The organism is Neobacillus sp. plas4 (assembly GCF_057221695.1).
Map to the genome: position 1 here is coordinate 1,427,809 of NZ_CM170152.1, position 19,359 is coordinate 1,447,167.

Genomic DNA, 19,359 nt, shown 5'->3' on the forward strand with positions numbered 1-19,359 from the left:
ATGAAATCAGGTGGAAAAGAAGGTTGTTTTTCATGAGGACATGTGTAAATCGTGTGGGCTTTGTGTACAGGTATGCCCGGCAAATGTTATTTTTCTCGCAGACTATTTGAATAGAAGAGGGTACCGTCCGGCTGCGGTAACCGATCAGGAGCATTGTATCAGCTGTGCAAAATGTGCACAAATTTGTCCGGATACTGTGATATCGGTATACAGACCGGTAAAGGTATTGCAAACCGTTTAACGTGAAAGGAGACTTCTTTATGGGGAAAGTATTAATGAAGGGAAATGAAGTAATAGCAGAAGCTGCTGTCCAAGCAGGCTGTAAGTACTTTTTTGGCTACCCAATTACACCGCAAAGCGAACTGGTTGCCTATATGGCGAGAAGACTGCCTGAGGTTGGGGGGCTTTTCCTGCAGGCTGAAAGTGAAATTGCCGCTATCAATATGGTATATGGTGCTGCAGGAACAGGTGTAAGGGTGATGACTTCATCATCAAGCCCTGGCTTTAGTTTAAAACAAGAGGGGATTTCTTATTTGGTAGGTTCGGAGCTTCCTGCCGTGGTTGTAAACATTGTTCGAGGTGGTCCAGGTTTAGGTAATATCCAGCCTGCCCAATCTGATTACTTCCAGGTAACAAAAGGAGGTGGTCACGGTGACTACAATATCCCAGTGTTGGCACCTGCCTCTTTACAAGAAATTGTCGAATTGACGAGTGCAGCATTCGATATTGCAGATCACTACAGAACACCTGTGATTCTGATGGGGGATGGGATGCTGGGACAAATGATGGAGCCAGTAGAATTTGAAGAAGAGGCCCAATCTGAACTTCCGGATAAGAATTGGGCAACTACTGGGACCCGCGGCGACGGTCCTCCTAAGATTATCACCTCGCTTGAGCTTAATGCAGAAGCGCTTGAAATGCGTAACGAGGCATTACAGAAAAAGTTTGCAAGAATAAAAGAAAATGAGGTTCGCTTCGAAACTTATAAAACGGATGATGCGGACTATATTTTGGTTGCTTTTGGCACAGTTGCCAGAATTACAATGAATGCCATTAATAAAGCAAGGCAGCAAGGCATAAGAGTTGGATTAATCCGGCCGATTTCACTTTGGCCTTTCCCTGAAAAACCTTTCCTGGAAACAAGAGATAGAGTAAAAGGATATATTTCTGTGGAAATGAGTACTGGGCAAATGGTTGAAGATGTAAGATTGGCTGTTAACGGTCATGCAGAGGTGGACTTTTATGGACGGACAGGTGGAGTTGTACCAACGCAGGAAGAGATTTATGCGAAGATTTTGAGTGTAACGGGAGTGATTACCGTATGACGATGAAGACAGTTTTCAAAAAGACAAGCGGTTTGACCGATACCCCTACACATTATTGTCCTGGCTGTACTCACGGTGTAATTCATCGCCTTGTTGGTGAAGTTTTAGAAGAAATGGATATTTTAGAAGATACGATTGGAGTTGCCTCTGTTGGGTGTTCGGTTTTATCGTATGAATACTTTAACTGTGATATGACACAGGCTGCACACGGAAGAGCACCAGCTGTGGCTACAGGTGTGAAAAGGGTTTTGCCAGACCGCTTTGTTTTCACCTACCAAGGTGATGGCGATCTTGCCTCCATCGGCATTAGCGAGGCCATTCATGCTGCGGCTCGAGGGGAAAAGATTACGGTTATCTTTGTTAACAATGCCATTTATGGAATGACAGGCGGACAAATGGCACCAACAACCTTGATTGGACAAAAAACAGCAACAACCCCTTTGGGGCGTGATGAAAGTGTTCAGGGTTTGCCGATTAAAGTCTGTGAAATGTTGGCAACACTGGATGGAACTGCCTACATCGAAAGGGTCTCAACACATGATGTACCACATATTCAAAAAGCAAAACGTGCAATTGGGAAAGCGTTTGAAGCACAAAGAAATGGTCTTGGCTTTTCAATGGTTGAAATATTATCGACCTGCCCGACAAACTGGGGACTTGATCCTTACGAATCCCTTGAATGGGTAAAAGAAAACATGATCCAGGTTTACCCTCTAGGTGTTTTTAAAAACAGAAGGGTGTGAAGTAACAATGTTGCAAGAAATAATTATTGCAGGATTCGGCGGACAAGGAGTTATGTCGATGGGTCAGTTGATTGCCTATGCGGGGATGCTTGAAGGAAAGGGGGTATCCTGGCTGCCTTCCTATGGTCCAGAACAACGCGGCGGTACGGCAAACTGTGCGGTAGTTATTTCCGATGAACCCGTGGGTTCGCCACTCGTCACAAATCCTTCGACTGCGATCGTTCTAAATAATCCTTCCTTCGAAAAATTCGAGCACCGTGTACGGCCAGGGGGATTACTGATTATTAATTCCTCATTAGTTACAAGGGTTTCAGACCGAAGCGATGTCGAAATAATTGAAATAACTGCAACCGATATAGCAGCGGACCTTGGAAATGCACGGGTCGCGAACACGATTTTATTAGGAGCATTTATCGAACTTACAAAAGTGGTTACCTGTGACTCCATCATCGAATCATTGAAGAAAGTCTTGTCAGAAGACAAGCATCATTTAATCGAAGTCAACAAACAAGCACTGCGTAAGGGAGCAGCAATGGTTTCGGTCACGGTAAAGTGAGATAAGCCAGCCAGACAGTTTGTCAGGCTGGCTTATTTATGGTTTGTTCAGGGAAATGTAAGAAAGAATAAACAGTGACACGCTTCACTTAATTGAAAATAATTTTCAGTTAAGATATAAGTAAGACAACGTTAGGAGGGAATTTAGGATGGAAAAAAATTCGGTAAAAGCCTACCAGGAATTTAATGAAGAGAGATTTACAAAACGAATTATCTACAAAAAAGGGGAAACAACAGCGTTTGTGTTAAACTTTATGCCTGGACAGCAGCTTCCGGTGCATAAGCACCCTGGTACTGAATTATATCTATATGTAGTAACAGGAAGCGGTACACTCATCATTGATGGTCAGGAAACCGTGATATCTGAAGCGGATTTAGTTCATGTAGGTGGAGAAGAAGAACTTGCCTTTAACCATACAGGCACTGAACCCGTAAGCTTATATGTAGTTTTAAGTAAGGTACCAAGTGAAGAATATGCTAAAAATATCTAGTAAGTAAGCGATCTAAACAGAAAAAGCCAGCTTAAATCATGCTGGCTTCTTTGTATTCTTTGTTTTACCTTTATATTTAATTCCAAAGAACCACCAGTTCCAGTCACCTAACAACTTCATCAACGCCGGAACGAGGACCATTCGAACGATGGTGGCGTCAATGAAAATGGCAATTGCGATGCCGACGCCAAGCTGTTTAATCGGCATAACTCCTGTAAAGGCAAAAGCTCCTGTTACGACAATCATAATCGCTGCGGCAGAGGTAATGATTTTACTTGTGTACGTCAACCCGGATATGGTAGCTTCCGTATTATTTCCAGTTTCTAAGTAAAATTCCTGTATTCTCGAGATTAAAAATACTTCATAGTCCATTGAAAGCCCGAAGACAAGGGTAAACACAAACACTGGTAAGATCAAGGCGATATCAACAGGCTCTACTCCAAAATGCCCCTTCTGAAAAATCCAGACGACAATTCCAAATGTACAGCTCAGGCTCAAGATGTTCATTACGATCGCCTTTAGTGGAATGAGAATGGACCTAAAGGCAGCCATGAGAATGAAGAAGGTTGAGACAACAATTAATAATAAACCATATGGTGCTTTCTCAAATATCTCATCGAAGATTTCTTGTTCAAACTTAATTGCTCCACCGAAATGGGTCGTTAGTTTTTCATCTCCATTTGATGACCAATCACGGACCCATTGTCTCGCTTCAGCAGAATGATCAGTAGTCTTTAAATACACGTCAACCAGCATTTTATTATCTCTGACAAAGTAATCAAGGATCGGTGCTGTCTGTTCTTTTGGACCAAAACGCAGCAATTGCGATAAAATTGACGTGTCGTCCACTCCCGTTGCAGAAAAAGGAGAATCAATCGTATCAACAAGTTTATCCTTCGAAAGTTTCTCAAGAAATCTGTTTACTTTCTCAAGATTGCTGGTTTCAATCATATTACCTTGCGTTTCTATAACAATTGAAACTTTGTTTTCAGTTCGTTTGTCTTTCGGGATAAAATGTTTTTCAAAGGCTTCGATGGCTATTCTAGATGGATATTTTTCAGGAAGGGATTCTGTTCCTGGAATTGACATAGTCATTTGGGCAACGGGAACAAGTCCTGCTAGAAGAATAACCAGAGATAACCCTGCCATAACAACGGGGTGCCTCATGACTAACTTGGCAAACCTATGCCATATACTTGTTTTTGTATCCTTGAAACGAAGAATGCTATATTTGTTAATTCTTGTACCGATAACCGCTAACAAGGCAGGAAGAAAGGTTAAAGCACAAAAGGCCGAAATCAATACAACGGCCATCCCGCCTAATGCAACATTCTGAAAGATATCAATTTGAATGAACCAGAGAGCGGATAAGCCAATAAAAACACAAAGACCTGAAAAGATAATGGATCGTCCAGCGGTTGCGACGCTAATTTTAATCGCTTCTTCAATCGACTTGGTATGTAATTCCTCTTTGTAGCGGTTTATTAATAATAAGGCAAAGTCAATACTTAAGGCGAGCCCAATCATCGGGACAATATTTAAAATAAAGATCGTCAAATCGGTGCCATAACTAAAAAAGAAAACAACACCCATTGTAGTTAAAATGGATAACACACCAATTACAATTGGAATAGAGGCAGCAATTAACCCTCCAAATGCAAGGACCAACACGATCAAGGCAATGGGTAATCCAATCATTTCTGCTTTTGCTAAATCCTCTTGGCTTGCGATATTTAGATCTTGAACAATAATCGGCTCACCCGTCATCGTAACAGATAGTCCCTGTTTGTTTTTCAGTATTTTTTTTAATTGATCAATTTCCTCTTCGAGATCCTCTGCTTTTTTATCAAAAGCTATCAGACCATAAGCAATTTCACCTTTCATCATTCCGTCCCTGTCTAAAGGACTGGTAATGCTTTTAGCACCATCGAACTCTTTTAATTTCTCAAAGGTATCATTGATAAATTGATTCCAGTCTGTTTTGTTAACAGTTTGCTCTTTTTCAAAAACAAGGATGATGGATGACTTGGCTTGTCCAAATTCCTCTTCAAGGAGCATTCTGGTTTCGTTGTATTCACCTTTATATTCAAAGCCATTTCCACTTAAAACGGCAGGTAATTTTAATGCAAAAACCACTGATAACCCAATCAGTACTACCCAAAGGGCTAGTACCCATTTCCGATAACGGTATGTGAATCCCCCTAGTCTCTCCAAATTTACCCCTCCTTTATCATAGGTTTTGATTCCCTACACTAGTATATCAGAACCAGTTCATGGAAAAGAATTTGAATATTACATTAGTTCGATAACTAATTTACAATTGTTTACCCGTTTTGTTATAGTTACATTTGTGAATATTAACCATAAAATTTATGCTTTTCTAAAATATGGAGGATGAAAAATATGACTCAAAATATAACTAAAATGATTGATCATACATTATTAAAAGCGAATGCAACCAAGGAAGAAATCGTGAAGTTAGTAGAAGAGGCAAAGAAATATTCATTTGCTTCCGTATGTGTGAATCCAACTTGGGTAAAAATATCAGCAGATATGCTTAAAGAAACCCCAGAAGTAAAAGTATGTACCGTAATTGGTTTTCCTTTGGGAGCATCTACATCTGAAACGAAAGCATTTGAAACAAAAAATGCGATTGAAAATGGTGCGAATGAAATCGATATGGTGATCAACATTGCAGCACTCAAGGATAAACAAGATGATTTAGTGGAAAGGGATATCAAAGCAGTTGTTGAGGCAGCGAAAGGCAAAGCATTAACAAAAGTTATTATTGAGACATGTCTTTTAACGAACGAGGAAAAGGTTAGAGCATGTGAACTTTCCGTTAACGCTGGGGCTGATTTTGTAAAAACTTCTACTGGGTTTTCTACAGGCGGTGCTACAGTTGAAGATATTCGTTTAATGAGGGAAACTGTCGGGCCAAATATTGGTGTGAAAGCCTCTGGAGGCGTTCGCAGCCGTGAGGAGGCACTTGCTATGATCGAAGCAGGAGCTACTCGTATTGGTGCAAGTTCTGGAGTATCGATTAGTAAAGGTGAAATTTCTCAAAGTAATTATTAATTAACGATTTGAGGGATAAAAATGAAAGAAGTAGTATTGGCACTAATTGCTGGATTAATTGTAGGAATCATATTTAAATTTATGAGGCTGCCATTACCGGCCCCTCCAGTATTTTCCGCAGTAGTTGGGGTTTTTGGTGTTTATTTTGGAGGCGTTATTGCCAATTGGATGGTTAGTTTTTTCAATAAATAAAGTTTTTTACGTGAGACAGGCTGTGATCCCTGTCTCTATTTTTAATACTTTTGGAGGGTGAGCTTGGTGAATAGGAAGATCGGCTTCATCGGTGCAGGGAAAATGGCACAAGCTATGATTGAAGGCATGCTAAAAACAGATCAAATAGCAAGAGAAAATGTTATGGCAAGTGCTATTTCTGAAGAAACGATTGATAAGATAAAAACCGCCTGCCAAATAGCAGCGACTACGAATAATAAAGAAGTGGCAAGATTTGCAGATATTCTTTTTCTTGCTGTAAAACCTGACTTACATTCAAAGGTCATAGCTGAGATTCGTAACGAGATTAACCCCGATGTAATAATCATTACGATTGCTGCAGGGATTACATTAGCAGATATTGAACGTGAATTTGGTTTTCGGATTAAAACGATACGGACTATGCCCAATACCCCAGCATTAGTGGGTGAGGGGATGAGTGCAATTTGTCCAAATGATGTATTGAGTGAAAATGAAATAGTGGAAGTAGAACAGATTTTTCATACCTTTAGTAAGACTGAAAGAATCGTAGAGAAATTAATGGATGGTATTCCGTCGATAAGCGGCTCGTCACCTGCATATGTGTATATGTTCATTGAAGCCCTAGCAGACGGTGGTGTACTCCAAGGTATTCCAAGGGATAAAGCGTATCGTCTAGCAGCACAGTCCGTACTTGGGGCTGCTAAGATGGTTCTTGAAACGGGAATACACCCAGGAGTCCTTAAAGATAATGTCTGCACCCCTGGGGGAGCAACAATTGAAGCCGTATCCACCCTTGAGAAAATGCAGTTCCGCGGTTCCATCCTCGAAGCGATGGAAAGCTGTACAAAAAAAGTAAAATCACTAACTTAACGATGTTTAATAGGAAAAGAACCTACAATGGAGTAGGTTCTTTCCTTTTACATTAATAAGTTTGGGGTTTTTTAATCACTGTCAGAGATGTCATTAAGCCTACAAAAATAATCGTTAATAAAGAGTAGAAAAATTTCTCTAATCCAATTACTTGAATTCCACTTGTAATGACAAGACCATCAATTAAAAATATGATAACTCCAACATTAATGGAGGTAAATTTCGTTAGTATCTGGGCAAGTAAATCAGTTCCACCCGTACTCGTTTCGTAGCGCAGCATGAGCCCGATTCCAACTCCTACAAGAATGCCTCCAATGATTGTACTAGGAAAAATGCCAACCTCTATTTTTCCATTTATAAAGGATAGCAGGTCAATACAGAAAGAGGAAATAATTAATCCATGCAGACTGTAATAAAAATAACGTCTTTCATAAAACCATGCCAAGATATAGAGAGGAAGACTTAAAACAATCATACTCAGCCCTGTCGGCCATCCATAAAAATAATGAATAATTAATCCTAAACCAATCACGCCGCCATCTAAAAGATGATAAGGCACGAGAAAACCATTGACACCAAGGCTTAATAATAAGCTGCCAATCAGCATGGCGGCTATTTTTTGTTTCATTTCGCTCACTCCAAACTTGTCCCTCCATAAAAAATATGAAGAGGATTTCCATTTAGAAGTGCCGAAAATAAAAAAAGGATGGGAAAACCATCCTCTTTTAAAGTAGTATGCTAAAAAAACAGGTTTAAGATGAAATAAGAAATGGCTGCGATTCCAGCTGATATTGGAAGAGTGATCACCCAAGTTATCAGCATCCGCTGCGCTGTATCCCACTTAACTCCTTTTATGCGGTGTGCCGAACCAACCCCTAAAATACCGGAAGAAATAACGTGTGTTGTACTAACTGGTACATGTAAGAAGGTTGCACCAAAGATAACAGCTGCACCAGTTAAGTCCGCTGCTACACCGTTAATAGGTCTGATTTTCATGATTTTACCGCCAACGGTTTTAATAATTTTCCATCCACCGACAGATGTACCTAGTCCCATTGCCAGCGCACAGGAGAACTGTACCCAAAATGGAACTTCAGCATTACCGCCTAAGTAACCATTCGCAATTAGTGCCATAGTGATGATCCCCATCGCTTTTTGAGCGTCATTGGTACCATGAGAATACGATTGAAGTGCAGCGGTAGCAATTTGCATAAACCGGAAATTCCGGTTTGTCTTCGCTAAATTTGCATTTTTAAACACCACTTTAAAAATACTGTAAACAATATAACCGACAGCAAAAGCTAAAAGTGGTGAAATAATTAACGCTTGGATGATCTTCAAAAATCCACTATAGTTAAGTGCACCAAAACCTGCAGAAGCTAGCGCAGCACCAGCAATAGAACCGATAATAGCATGAGAGGAGCTGCTTGGGATTCCATAGTACCAAGTCAATAGATTCCAAAAAATAGCTGCGAGTAATGCTGCTAGAATAACCAGTGATCCATTTTCAAGCGTAAAAGGATCCACGATATCCTTTGAAATTGACTTTGCGACACCTGTAAACGTCATTGCCCCAACAAAGTTCATGATTGCTGCTAAGAGAATAGCTTGCCGCGGTCTTAGAGCCTTTGTTGAAACGGAGGTTGCGATTGAGTTTGCTGTATCATGGAACCCATTAATAAAGTCAAATGCAAGGGCACCAATGACAATTAAAATAATTAATATATCCATTTGTTTGCTCCTTAGGCATTTTTCATGATGATGGCTTCAAGTGTATTCGCAACTGACTGGCAGCTATCAGCGATATCCTCAAGATTTTCATAAATTTCCTTAAACTGAATAATTCTAATTGGGTCTTTTTCTACTGTAAACAAATGCTTAATCGATTGACGTAGAATGTTATCACACTTTGATTCGTAATCTTTTATTTTTATTGCATGCTCCCTCATTTGAGGTAATTTCTTATTCGCTAACAAATCAGTCGCTTTATCAATTTCATGAACACTGGATTTTATGGCGCTAACAAACTGAAGCATAAAATCATCCGCTTTAGTTATGGAATACATTTCAAATAATGCAGCTGTTGCTTCCAATCCGTCTAGTACGTCATCCATACTATTAGCTAGGTGAAGAATATCCTCCCTTTCAATAGGGGTGATAAAGGCATCATTTAATTGTTTAATTACTTCGTGAACAAAAGAATCACCTTTCGTTTCAATCTCTTTCATCTTTTCGGAGAAAATTTTCAAGTCACTAACATTTTTTAATTTATAATCAGCAAAGTAATCTGCGCCTTCGGTTAAATTAGAAGAAATATTACGTAAAAGACCAGAAAATTTATCTACTTTTTTCGCCATTGTATGAATCCCCCTAAATAGTATGTAAAAATTATTAGACCAACGGACAACATTTTATAGGAAAAAGAACGAAAAAACACAAAAAATTAACCTAATTTACAAAAACTTAACAAAAGAAAATTCTGTTAATTCAGTCTATCAATATAGATTATTATTTATTTCATTAATGTTACCTGACCAAATATTATTATGTATTTTTCGGAACAAAGAATAATCCTTTGTATGGAAATTCAAATGTTGGGTATTTTAAGGGTACACGGCAGCAATGTTTATCAATAATAAACCGTGTCATTAAAGTAATGATTTTAAAAAGGAGTGTTCTGAATGAGTTTCATTTGGTCATTAATCGTCGGAGGCGTTATTGGATGGTTAGCTGGTCTTATTTTAGGTAGAGATATTCCAGGTGGTATTTTCGGTAACATAATTGCTGGGTTTGTAGGTGCTTGGCTAGGTACTGCATTATTAGGAGATTGGGGACCTGTGGTTGCAGATTTTGCGATTATCCCCGCCATTGTCGGATCTGTGGCGTTGGTCTTCCTGTTATCACTAATTATGAGGGCATTTAGAAAACAGACAGATAAATAAGCAAAGGCCTCCCAAAATGGGGGGCCTTTTGCATTAAATACGATAGACATCGATTCCTCTAAATATAGGGGGCTGATCTATAAACGGGGCATAGCAAATAATTTCTTCACCCGTTATAGGGTGGGGGAACTCCAATTTTGCGGCGTGCAGTGCCTGCCGCTTAAACAGTGGTTTGCCCCCATACAATCGATCGCCTACTAAGGGATGGCCGATATGGCTAAAATGGACACGTATTTGATGGGTCCTTCCGGTATCTAGCCAGCATTTTACATAACAATCCCCATGATCTTCTTTGAGAAACTGATAATGTGTTTTAGCTTCTTGCCCAGTCACAGATACTCTTCTTCTAGTCGGGTGATGCCGGTCTCGTCCTATTGGCTCTATTATTGTCCCCTTCTTCTTCTTTAAGTGACCCTGGACGAGGGCAAGATAGGTTCTTTTTATTTCGCGCTTCTCAAGCATTCGATCTAAGATAGCACCCGCTAATCCATGTTTTGCAAAAAGGATAGCACCGGATGTATCCCTATCTAATCGATGTATCTGCCGAACCATCATAACTTCTCCTTTTGATTGGGCATAGAACTGAGCTGCATTTACAAGTGAGTTTGTATCAGAATCATCATTCGGATGAGTGTTCATATAAGGTGGTTTATTAAAAACAATAACATGGTCATCTTCGAACAAAACTTGTACATCATAAACGAAGGCAGGTATAGTATTTTGCTCTTCTTCAGCAAATAATTTAATAAGAATCTTATCTCCTATTGTAAGTGGTAAATTCCAATTCGCTCTATTTCCATTTACTAATAGGCTTTGTTCCATGCGGAAATGATGAGTAAGTTTCTTCGGGACCTGCCATTCCGTTCGAAAGATATCTTCAAGTGTTTTTCCTTCCCATTTTCTTGGTGTAATAATTTCCATCCAATTGCCTTTTCGCGTGTATGTAAGCATTTTTACTCCTTTTTCCTGGGATACCCCTGCAAGTTTTGACGTGGTTATAATTACCACCGTGAATTTTACTTTTTATATGCTATTCTTATGTATATATATTACGATAGATTATTGTTATCGCAAAGGTGGGTTACAAGTGAAAATTGTCTTTGCCTCGACGCCGGGTCAGGAAGAAGAAATTAGTGGACTTGTGAGGTATATCTATTCAACTGTTTTTCCACTCTACTTTACGGATAAGGAAATTAGTGAATTTGAAGAATTAAAAGTATTGCATACTCCAGATGACTTTAATACATTAAAAGATGCTTTTCAAGTGATGACAAGTATGCAAACTGTAATTTCGATATTGGAGTCTCCAACATTAGATGATCAATATGAAGCATTATTTAATAAGAATGTTTCCACATTACAAGAATTCGGTCTTTTCTTTCCGTTTGAGTTTGAGCAATTCGTTGAAGCAAAAAATATGAAAAACAGTGTATTTAGTGTTTATATCAAAGCCGCTAATGAGTTACTTATATAATTTAGAGGAAAATGTCTGCAATTGCAGGCATTTTTTTATTAATTTATCCTTGGAACTACTAAAGATACAATATACAATAAGTAGGTGTAAGTTTTTTGGGAGAAACAAACAATAATTAAGTATGGAAGGAACAAGGAGGAAAAATCATGAGTTGGAAAGAAAATGCAAACAGGTGGATGGGGTTTCCTGCTTTAAATGAAGAGCTAAAGCAGCAGCTTGAGGAAATCAAAAACGATGAAAAACAACTTGAAGAAGTTTTTTATAAAAATCTTGAGTTTGGTACTGGCGGAATGAGAGGGGAAATTGGTGTTGGTACCAATCGGATGAATCTATATACAGTTCGCAAAGCTTCCGCTGGACTAGCTGCGCACATAGATGAACAAGGCAGTGAGGCAAAACAACGTGGAGTCGTCATTGCATACGATTCAAGACATAAATCTCCAGAGTTTTGTATGGAGGCTGCCAAAACACTTGCTTCTAAAGGGATCAAAACATATGTATTCGATGAATTAAGACCAACTCCAGAACTATCCTTTGCATTAAGGTATTTGAATGCCTTTTCTGGGATCGTTATTACCGCAAGCCATAATCCGCCAGAATATAATGGATATAAAGTATATGGATCTGACGGCGGTCAGCTGCCGCCAGAGGCAGCTGACGAGGTAATTGCGAAGGTGAACGAAATAGCGAATGAATTGATAATTGAGGTTGACACTGAGGAAAATCTTAGAGCCCTTGGGTTAGTTAACACCATTGGTGCAGAGATTGACCAAGCTTATAACGAAAAATTAAAAACCATTTCAGAAAATCCATCGATTTCAAAAGAAATTGATGTGAAGATTGTATTTACACCGTTGCATGGAACAGCGAATAAACCTGTTCGTGCAGCTTTAGAGGCATTGGGATATACCAACGTAACCGTTGTCAAAGAACAGGAACTGCCAGATCCCGAATTTTCAACCGTGAAAAGTCCAAATCCTGAGGAACATGCTGCCTTTGAATTAGCGATTCGGGACGGTAAAAAAGTGGGAGCAGATCTATTAATCGCAACAGACCCTGATGCAGACCGCTTGGGAATCGCTGTTCTAAACCATGAAGGTGAGTATGTGGTGTTAACAGGAAATCAAACAGGAGCTTTATTGTTGGATTACATCCTGACACAAAAACAAAGCAAAGGTACTCTTCCATCAAATGGAGCTGTACTAAAAACGATTGTGACATCGGAAATCGGCAGAAAAATTGCTGAAGCATACAAAATTCCTACTTTTGATGTGTTAACAGGCTTTAAATTTATTGCTGAAAAGATTAAGGAGTATGAATTAACTGGTGAGTATTCTTTCTTATTCGGTTATGAAGAAAGTTATGGTTATTTAATTGGAGATTTTGCAAGGGATAAGGATGCAGTTCAAGCAGCTGTTTTAGCAGTAGAAGTCTGCGCTTATTATAAAAAACAAGGTAAATCACTTTATGAAGGCTTACTGCAGGTATTTGAAAAGTATGGTTATTACCAGGAAGGCCTAAGATCGTTAACGTTAAAAGGGAAAGAAGGGGCTGAACAGATTCAAAGCATTTTAGCTTCTTTCCGTTCAGAGCCAATCAAGAACCTTGGAAATTTAACTATTGCGTTATCAGAGGATTACCTCACAGGTATCCGCCAAACAGCAAATGGTGAGGAAAAAATTGATTTACCAAAGTCGAATGTATTAAAATATACTTTTACTGATGGATCATGGGTTTGCTTGAGACCATCCGGAACGGAACCAAAAGTTAAATTCTATTTTGGAGTAAATAGTGTAAGCTTAGAGGAAAGCAGAAACAAGTTACAGGAAATTGAAAAGAACTTTATGGGACTGGTTGACGAAAAAATTAAAATGGTCACAGGAAACTAATTTGCGACGCAGTTAAGTACTTCATCACGAAAGGAAAGAACAACATGCTAAAGGATCAAATCGCCATTGTAACTGGTGCTTCTAGAGGTATTGGTAAAGAAATTGCGGTTAAACTTGCGGAGCAAGGAATGAAGATAGCAATTATTGGGAGTTCGGCACAAATATCAGAAACAGCTGATGAACTTAAGAAAAGGGGCTTTCCACATATATTGCCGATTCAAGCTGATGTTTCAAAGGAAGAAGACTTACAGCAAGTAGTAAAAAAGACCATCGAAGAATATGGCCAGGTGGACCTTTTGGTTAATAATGCTGGTATTGGATTTTTTAAATTAACAGAGGAAGTAACGCTGGAGGAATGGAAAAAGGCGTTTGAAGTAAATGTCCAAGGTGTGTTTCTTGCTACGAAAGCTGTCCTGCCTCATATGAAAGAGCGCAAATCAGGCACCATTATTTCAATTGCTTCAGATGTAGCCAGATATACGATTCCCAACGGAGCAGCGTATACCGCAACGAAATATGCGGTTCAAGGCTTTTCTGGTTCTGTCGCACAAGAAGTTCGTGAATATGGTATCCGTGTAGGGACGATCAACCCCGGTATGGTGGATACGTACTTTGCTGAATCTACACAAGGTTTACCGGAGAAACAAGATTGGCTGAAAGTGGAAGATATTGCAAATGCGGTTGTCTATATGGCTTCAGCACCGAAGTATATGCTTATCGATGAAATTGTCCTTCATCCGCTTGTTCAACAATATCCCATTGCTTAATATAAAGAACTTTTAAAACGGCTTCCAGTTAGGAAGCCGTTTTTTTGGTGGAATTCTTTGGTCCGGTTAAGTATTTCTCAACAAAAATGGTATCCACTTGTTTTTTTCAGGAAAGACTATACATCGGTAACTCATTATTATCAGGATCACTGTTTTCGTTAGCATGGTCGATATAACGGAGCAGTGAATATAATTTCTTTTCAATTACTGAATAGTCACGTTCAAAGTGATAGGCATGCAGGAATTGCTCTATCCTTTTTGATAAGAACTGATCTTTCGTTCGTACCATGAGTATCAGTAAATTATCCCATTGAGATCGATGTGTATAGTACAAAGCTCGATCATAATCCATTTTATTCATTTGGTTTGTCTCCTCCTTACTAGGAGTTGAATTTATTTTATGATATTTTGCAGATAACTTTCGCAGAAAATGTTGGACAAACCATTATATAGCGGTTTTCAACATTTACCTGTATAAAAGCAAAATTATTCATTTCGAAAGGAAGGCAGTATGAAGAAGCTACTCTCCATTTTGTTGGTTGTATCCTTCCAGATTGAACATATTGCGCATGCTAAAATTCTTGATACAAAACAACCTTATACATATGAAGGAATGAAAGAAGATATTGTGAAAATTAATCATCAATATCGTGCATTAAAAGTTAAAAAAATTGGGGAAACTCATTTTGGAAGAAATATTTACGCGATTAAGCTTGGAAAAGGAAAGAAAAATATTGTATTAATTGGGGCCCACCATGGGCGTGAATGGATTACAAGCATGCTATTAATAAAGAAACTTGAGGAGTATGCTGACGCTTATCATAGAAAAGTCAAATTTGGATCCTTTTCAACAGATGTATTAAATGATGTATCCATCTGGTTTATTCCTATGCTAAATCCTGACGGTGTCACCATCCAACAAAATGAACTTGATTCGTTTCCCAATAGATTTACCAAGAAACTGTTACGTATGAATGATGATTTAAAGAACTTTGAACGGTGGAAAGCAAATGGAGTTGGAATTGACTTAAATCGACAATATCCAGCGGGGTGGAAGGGGCTGAAGGATGGACCTACATATCCTAATTACCAATTTTACAAGGGGAGAAGGCCATTAGTTGCTAAAGAGGTAATATACTTAACTAACTTCATTGACGAGGTGAAGCCGGAAATTGCCATAGCCTATCACTCATCTGGCAGAGAGATTTTTTGGAATTACAAAAATGGCAGGCACCTTCAACGCGACAAGAAGGTTGCGGCAAGAATCTCAAAACTGACGGGGTATCCACTAGCTAAACCGCCTAAACAAGCTACTGGTGGAGGTTTTACCGACTGGTTTATTACAAAATACCATCGCCCTGCCATGACGATTGAAATTAGCCCGCTTGTTGGAGAAACTTCCCCTCCGCTTGATGTCTTTGAATCAGAGTGGGAGAGAAATAAATATGTGGGACTAACCTTGGCCGAAGAAGCAAAAAAACTTGTTCAAAAGCAAAAATAAGTGGGTAGACTTGTTGTTTTTTACATCTTGTTTCATCATTCCAATATTTACTTCATACATTGTGGTAAGAGGTAAAGGGGGAATGGCGATGAATGGGGACGATCGCAAAGCACTTGAATACGCAATTAGTGAAATAACTGAAATTGCACGAGGCTTTGGTTTGGATTTTTATCCTATGCGGTATGAAATTTGTCCAGCTGAAATCATTTATACGTTTGGTGCCTATGGTATGCCTACTAGATTTTCTCATTGGAGCTTTGGCAAGCAGTTTCATAAGATGAAACTTCATTATGATTTAGGGCTAAGTAAAATATATGAGTTGGTTATAAATTCCAATCCTTGTTATGCATTCTTATTAGATTCCAATTCACTCATCCAAAATAAATTAATCGTTGCGCACGTACTTGCCCATTGTGATTTCTTTAAAAATAACGTTCGGTTCCAAAATACCAAGCGGGATATGGTAGAAAGTATGGCCGCCACAGCAGAGAGAATTCGCCGCTATGAAATTCAATTTGGTAAAAAGGAAGTGGAGACTTTTCTCGATGCGGTGCTGGCTATTGATGAACATATTGATCCTTCACTGATGAGACCTAAGCTTGCTTGGTCACTTGAAGATGAGGCTGAAGAAGAAGTCCAGCAAACAGCCACTCCATATGATGATTTATGGAAGTTAGACGATAAAGGGAAACAGGCGCCGGCTCAGCCTAGAAAAAAACAATTTCCACCAAGACCCGAAAAGGACCTACTCTTATTTATTGAAACGTATAGCAGAGAGCTGACGGATTGGCAGCGAGATATTTTAACGATGATGCGGGAAGAAATGCTATATTTTTGGCCGCAGCTTGAAACGAAAATCATGAATGAAGGCTGGGCATCCTATTGGCACCAACGAATTATCAGGGAGATGGACTTAACAAGTGGTGAAGCGATTGAATTTGCAAAGTTAAATGCCGGAGTCGTTCAGCCATCAAAAACAGGAATCAATCCGTACTACCTAGGTATTAAAATCTTTGAAGACATTGAAGAACGTTATAATAATCCAACCGATGAAATGATTAAAAGAGGGGTTGCACCTGGTTCTGGTCGGGAAAAAATGTTTGAAGTTCGAGAGGTTGAATCAGACATCTCGTTTTTACGCAATTATTTAAATAAAGACCTTGTCATGAGAGAAGATATGTATCTTTTTCAAAAGCAGGGAAGGGATTACAAAATAGTGGATAAACAATGGGAACAAGTACGTGATCAGTTAGTAAATATGCGGGTAAATGGAGGGTTCCCATACATTACTGTCAATGACGGTGACTTTTTAAAGAATGGCGAGCTTTATCTAAAACATTGGTATGAGGGTGTCGAATTAGATGTTAAATACCTTGAAAAAGTATTACCCTATATTCAACAATTATGGGGAAGACCTGTTCACATTGAAACTTTGATTGAAGAGAGAAGAATGTTATTTTCCTATGATGGAAAAGGTGTCCATCGGAAATACCTATAGACGATATCAAAACTTAAAAGAGTGGAACAAATTATTCCACTCTTCTCTAATTTCTTTTGAATAATTTTACGTCAGAAATGTTATTAGGTACAAATGAAGTAACATTAAAATCCCGGTCTTGGGTAAGTTTTTCAAGACGCCTTACTGCTTCATTAAACTCTTCCACAGTCATTTGTTTGGTTGCGAGCAGGGAAGTAAGGATGGCAAATGCAATTGGAGTGGTATCAACAAATACGTCAACTTGCACATCTACATCGGAATTACCACTTTGTCCAATCGTGTTAATGTTTTCACTTTTAATCCTTACATCATCTTTTTCGAAAGCAAGAGATTCAGAGGTGTTGTTATTATTCATCCTTGAGTTTTGCCAGCCAGAAGGGATATACCCGTTTCTACCTCTGTGTTTTTCCATTAATTCCCACCCACCCTTGTTATAAGGGTGGAATACATTTATCCCACCCTCAATGGTTTATTATAAATCAACGTCCACATCTGTATTTTGTTCTTGATCGTTGTCTTGGTCTTGATCCGATCTTACTCGAGCATTACTTCTGCTATTTAGTGCAATATCTACACGAGAATTTCCTGAATTATTGATTGTCGCTCTCGCAACATTTGTATTTCTGTCAGTATTACGTACTTCCGCATCTGCTTCTGATTCTGAACGGTTGCGAACATCATTTTCAAAATCAGTATTTACATCCACATTAACGTTTGTGTTTGTGTTATTACGGCGGTTTCTTCCTGAATTTCTTCTTGCCATTTTGGTAATCCCCCTAAAATTATAAATTTTGTAAAAGAGTTTAAGAAATATAAATAAAATAACTTAAAAATCTATATCCAAATCGGTATTTTGGTCTTGCTCATTGTCTTGCTCTTGATCAGTTCTTACACGAGCATTGCTGCGGCTGTTTAATACAACATCAACCCGAGCATTTCCTGAATCGTTGACAGTTGCTCTAGCAACATTTGTATTTCTGTCAGTATTACGTACGTCTGCATTTGCATCTGATTCAGAACGGTTGCGAACATCGTTTTCGAAATCGGTATCTACATCAATATCTATGTTAGTGTTATTGCTGCTATTGCTGTTATTGTTTTTAGAGCTTCTAAACCCACTTTGATTTCCCCGATTATCAAATTCTCTTCTAATCAATTAATCCACCCCTTTTCCTTTACCTGTTAAATAGTTTATTCTTCAAATGGAGTAAGGGAATGGACAAATTACCGAGGGACAAACACCTTTTTTTATTTGGTGAAAACTCTTCGCAAAGGTCATCGCATGAAGTTGAAGGAAACCGTTGTAATGACTAAAAATGATCTCTATATATTTAGTACTGGTAGCTATTACATAAGCTATGGAAGATATTATAGGGATAAAATATTTAAAGCCATTTGTGAGATAGAATAATAATCGTCACAAATGGCTTTGATTTTAAATCAAACCAACTTCTCTAGCGGCTTCAAAACTGTTTCTTGCAAACTTAAACGGATCTCCAACATTCTCCCAGTGCATATACATTAATCTTGGATTCTCAAAAAGCCAATGGTTATGAAATGCAGTTACAATAATGCCTCTCTTGCGCAACGCAGTTAGGAAAGGATTAATTTCTTTTTGAAGGATAACTGTTTCTCCTAGATTCAGCGTTCTTCCGTCAATGTTATTTTCAAAGGATAATGCAAATGGAAGTGCAAGTGGGGATCGGGTGCGGCGGCCTAAAATAGTAGCATCAATGTTACGAAGACGTTGCACAACACAGGCAGGAGCTGCAGTAATAACCTCTCCTCCAATAATATCTGCAAGTTGTTGGCAAGTTGAGGTATTACTTTTTTTATCCATATTTCTTCTATCATTTGAAGGTCTTTTTCTTGAATCTAGATCCATATTCTGGTCAAAATCAAAATCTCTTGAGTAATTATCATTTCCTGAGTAATCATACTCTCTTCTACTCACTAAAATCACCTCCTTGTCCAAAAGATTTATTAATCAGTTTATTCAGTAATGAAAAATCGGAATAGGCATTAAACCGTTGG

24 protein-coding genes are annotated in these 19,359 nt (G+C 38.6%); 14 read left to right on the forward strand and 10 right to left on the reverse strand.

Annotation, left to right across the window (positions count from 1 at the left end; genetic code table 11):
* Window positions 1-10 precede the first annotated feature (10 nt).
* The 5 genes from AC2TFD_RS07095 to AC2TFD_RS07115 all read left to right on the forward strand — a co-directional run bounded on the left by AC2TFD_RS07095 (window position 11) and on the right by AC2TFD_RS07115 (window position 3,114).
* Complete coding sequence (locus AC2TFD_RS07095; protein WP_335509595.1) at window positions 11-241, forward strand: 4Fe-4S dicluster domain-containing protein; 231 nt, start codon at window positions 11-13, stop codon at window positions 239-241.
* Window positions 242-260: 19 nt separating this feature from the next.
* The gene (locus AC2TFD_RS07100) at window positions 261-1,325 is read left to right on the forward strand and encodes a 3-methyl-2-oxobutanoate dehydrogenase subunit VorB (RefSeq protein ID WP_335568945.1); all 1,065 of its coding nucleotides are present in this window, start codon (window positions 261-263) and stop codon (window positions 1,323-1,325) included.
* On the forward strand, window positions 1,322-2,068 hold the full coding sequence (locus AC2TFD_RS07105; RefSeq protein WP_335509598.1) for a thiamine pyrophosphate-dependent enzyme: 747 nt from the start codon (window positions 1,322-1,324) through the stop codon (window positions 2,066-2,068). The genes AC2TFD_RS07100 and AC2TFD_RS07105 overlap by 4 nt, the downstream gene beginning before the upstream one ends.
* Before the next feature lie 7 nt (window positions 2,069-2,075).
* Entirely contained in the window at window positions 2,076-2,624 is a 549-nt protein-coding gene (locus AC2TFD_RS07110; protein WP_335509600.1) for a 2-oxoacid:ferredoxin oxidoreductase subunit gamma family protein, read from the forward strand.
* A gap of 148 nt (window positions 2,625-2,772) precedes the next feature.
* The gene (locus tag AC2TFD_RS07115; protein WP_335509603.1) at window positions 2,773-3,114 is read left to right on the forward strand and encodes a cupin domain-containing protein; all 342 of its coding nucleotides are present in this window, start codon (window positions 2,773-2,775) and stop codon (window positions 3,112-3,114) included.
* 36 nt (window positions 3,115-3,150) lie between these two features.
* On the opposite strand, the gene AC2TFD_RS07120 is transcribed toward AC2TFD_RS07115, so the two are convergent.
* Window positions 3,151-5,328: an MMPL family transporter gene (locus AC2TFD_RS07120; RefSeq protein WP_335509606.1), complete on the reverse strand. Its 2,178-nt coding sequence runs from the start codon at window positions 5,326-5,328 to the stop codon at window positions 3,151-3,153.
* A gap of 189 nt (window positions 5,329-5,517) precedes the next feature.
* Here AC2TFD_RS07120 and deoC point away from each other — a divergent pair, with 189 nt between their 5' ends.
* The 3 genes from deoC (at window position 5,518) to proC (ending at window position 7,254) form a co-directional block, all read left to right on the forward strand.
* The gene (gene deoC / locus AC2TFD_RS07125; protein WP_484675364.1) at window positions 5,518-6,192 is read left to right on the forward strand and encodes a deoxyribose-phosphate aldolase; all 675 of its coding nucleotides are present in this window, start codon (window positions 5,518-5,520) and stop codon (window positions 6,190-6,192) included.
* Between the two features lie 21 nt (window positions 6,193-6,213).
* Window positions 6,214-6,384 (forward strand): XapX domain-containing protein, encoded by a 171-nt coding sequence (locus AC2TFD_RS07130; protein ID WP_335509610.1) that lies wholly within the window; start codon window positions 6,214-6,216, stop codon window positions 6,382-6,384.
* 66 nt (window positions 6,385-6,450) lie between these two features.
* On the forward strand, window positions 6,451-7,254 hold the full coding sequence (gene proC, locus AC2TFD_RS07135; protein ID WP_335509612.1) for a pyrroline-5-carboxylate reductase: 804 nt from the start codon (window positions 6,451-6,453) through the stop codon (window positions 7,252-7,254).
* 52 nt (window positions 7,255-7,306) lie between these two features.
* Here proC and AC2TFD_RS07140 read toward each other — a convergent pair whose 3' ends face one another.
* The 3 genes from AC2TFD_RS07140 to AC2TFD_RS07150 all read right to left on the reverse strand — a co-directional run bounded on the left by AC2TFD_RS07140 (window position 7,307) and on the right by AC2TFD_RS07150 (window position 9,611).
* On the reverse strand, window positions 7,307-7,882 hold the full coding sequence (locus AC2TFD_RS07140; protein WP_335509613.1) for a YitT family protein: 576 nt from the start codon (window positions 7,880-7,882) through the stop codon (window positions 7,307-7,309).
* A gap of 110 nt (window positions 7,883-7,992) precedes the next feature.
* The gene (locus tag AC2TFD_RS07145) at window positions 7,993-8,985 is read right to left on the reverse strand and encodes an inorganic phosphate transporter (protein ID WP_335509615.1); all 993 of its coding nucleotides are present in this window, start codon (window positions 8,983-8,985) and stop codon (window positions 7,993-7,995) included.
* Window positions 8,986-8,996: 11 nt separating this feature from the next.
* Entirely contained in the window at window positions 8,997-9,611 is a 615-nt protein-coding gene (locus tag AC2TFD_RS07150; RefSeq protein ID WP_335509617.1) for a DUF47 domain-containing protein, read from the reverse strand.
* 324 nt (window positions 9,612-9,935) lie between these two features.
* On the opposite strand from AC2TFD_RS07150, the gene AC2TFD_RS07155 reads away from it, so the two are divergent.
* On the forward strand, window positions 9,936-10,196 hold the full coding sequence (locus tag AC2TFD_RS07155) for a GlsB/YeaQ/YmgE family stress response membrane protein (protein ID WP_335509619.1): 261 nt from the start codon (window positions 9,936-9,938) through the stop codon (window positions 10,194-10,196).
* Between the two features lie 33 nt (window positions 10,197-10,229).
* On the opposite strand, the gene AC2TFD_RS07160 is transcribed toward AC2TFD_RS07155, so the two are convergent.
* Window positions 10,230-11,147 carry an RluA family pseudouridine synthase gene (locus tag AC2TFD_RS07160; protein ID WP_335509622.1) on the reverse strand — a complete coding sequence of 306 codons (918 nt, stop codon included), beginning with the start codon at window positions 11,145-11,147 and terminating at the stop codon, window positions 10,230-10,232.
* A gap of 136 nt (window positions 11,148-11,283) precedes the next feature.
* On the opposite strand from AC2TFD_RS07160, the gene AC2TFD_RS07165 reads away from it, so the two are divergent.
* The 3 genes from AC2TFD_RS07165 (at window position 11,284) to AC2TFD_RS07175 (ending at window position 14,326) form a co-directional block, all read left to right on the forward strand.
* Window positions 11,284-11,670 (forward strand): YhcU family protein, encoded by a 387-nt coding sequence (locus AC2TFD_RS07165; RefSeq protein ID WP_335509624.1) that lies wholly within the window; start codon window positions 11,284-11,286, stop codon window positions 11,668-11,670.
* Window positions 11,671-11,816: 146 nt separating this feature from the next.
* Window positions 11,817-13,559 (forward strand): phospho-sugar mutase, encoded by a 1,743-nt coding sequence (locus AC2TFD_RS07170; protein ID WP_335568944.1) that lies wholly within the window; start codon window positions 11,817-11,819, stop codon window positions 13,557-13,559.
* Between the two features lie 44 nt (window positions 13,560-13,603).
* On the forward strand, window positions 13,604-14,326 hold the full coding sequence (locus AC2TFD_RS07175) for an SDR family oxidoreductase (RefSeq protein WP_335509627.1): 723 nt from the start codon (window positions 13,604-13,606) through the stop codon (window positions 14,324-14,326).
* 106 nt (window positions 14,327-14,432) lie between these two features.
* Here the strand turns inward: AC2TFD_RS07175 and AC2TFD_RS07180 are convergent, their stop codons facing one another.
* Entirely contained in the window at window positions 14,433-14,687 is a 255-nt protein-coding gene (locus tag AC2TFD_RS07180) for a YhdB family protein (RefSeq protein ID WP_335509629.1), read from the reverse strand.
* Window positions 14,688-14,837: 150 nt separating this feature from the next.
* Here AC2TFD_RS07180 and AC2TFD_RS07185 point away from each other — a divergent pair, with 150 nt between their 5' ends.
* Both AC2TFD_RS07185 and AC2TFD_RS07190 read left to right on the forward strand, forming a co-directional pair.
* Window positions 14,838-15,827 (forward strand): M14 family zinc carboxypeptidase, encoded by a 990-nt coding sequence (locus tag AC2TFD_RS07185; RefSeq protein WP_484675365.1) that lies wholly within the window; start codon window positions 14,838-14,840, stop codon window positions 15,825-15,827.
* Between the two features lie 88 nt (window positions 15,828-15,915).
* Window positions 15,916-17,325, forward strand: a complete 1,410-nt coding sequence (locus tag AC2TFD_RS07190; protein ID WP_335509633.1) for a SpoVR family protein — start codon at window positions 15,916-15,918, stop codon at window positions 17,323-17,325.
* A gap of 46 nt (window positions 17,326-17,371) precedes the next feature.
* Here AC2TFD_RS07190 and AC2TFD_RS07195 read toward each other — a convergent pair whose 3' ends face one another.
* From AC2TFD_RS07195 to AC2TFD_RS07210, 4 genes are all read right to left on the reverse strand, one after another.
* The gene (locus tag AC2TFD_RS07195) at window positions 17,372-17,737 is read right to left on the reverse strand and encodes a hypothetical protein (RefSeq protein WP_335509635.1); all 366 of its coding nucleotides are present in this window, start codon (window positions 17,735-17,737) and stop codon (window positions 17,372-17,374) included.
* 60 nt (window positions 17,738-17,797) lie between these two features.
* Window positions 17,798-18,088: a hypothetical protein gene (locus AC2TFD_RS07200; protein ID WP_335568943.1), complete on the reverse strand. Its 291-nt coding sequence runs from the start codon at window positions 18,086-18,088 to the stop codon at window positions 17,798-17,800.
* A gap of 63 nt (window positions 18,089-18,151) precedes the next feature.
* Window positions 18,152-18,481 carry a hypothetical protein gene (locus AC2TFD_RS07205; RefSeq protein ID WP_335568942.1) on the reverse strand — a complete coding sequence of 110 codons (330 nt, stop codon included), beginning with the start codon at window positions 18,479-18,481 and terminating at the stop codon, window positions 18,152-18,154.
* 279 nt (window positions 18,482-18,760) lie between these two features.
* Entirely contained in the window at window positions 18,761-19,279 is a 519-nt protein-coding gene (locus tag AC2TFD_RS07210) for a DUF1259 domain-containing protein (RefSeq protein WP_484675366.1), read from the reverse strand.
* Window positions 19,280-19,359 lie beyond the last annotated feature (80 nt).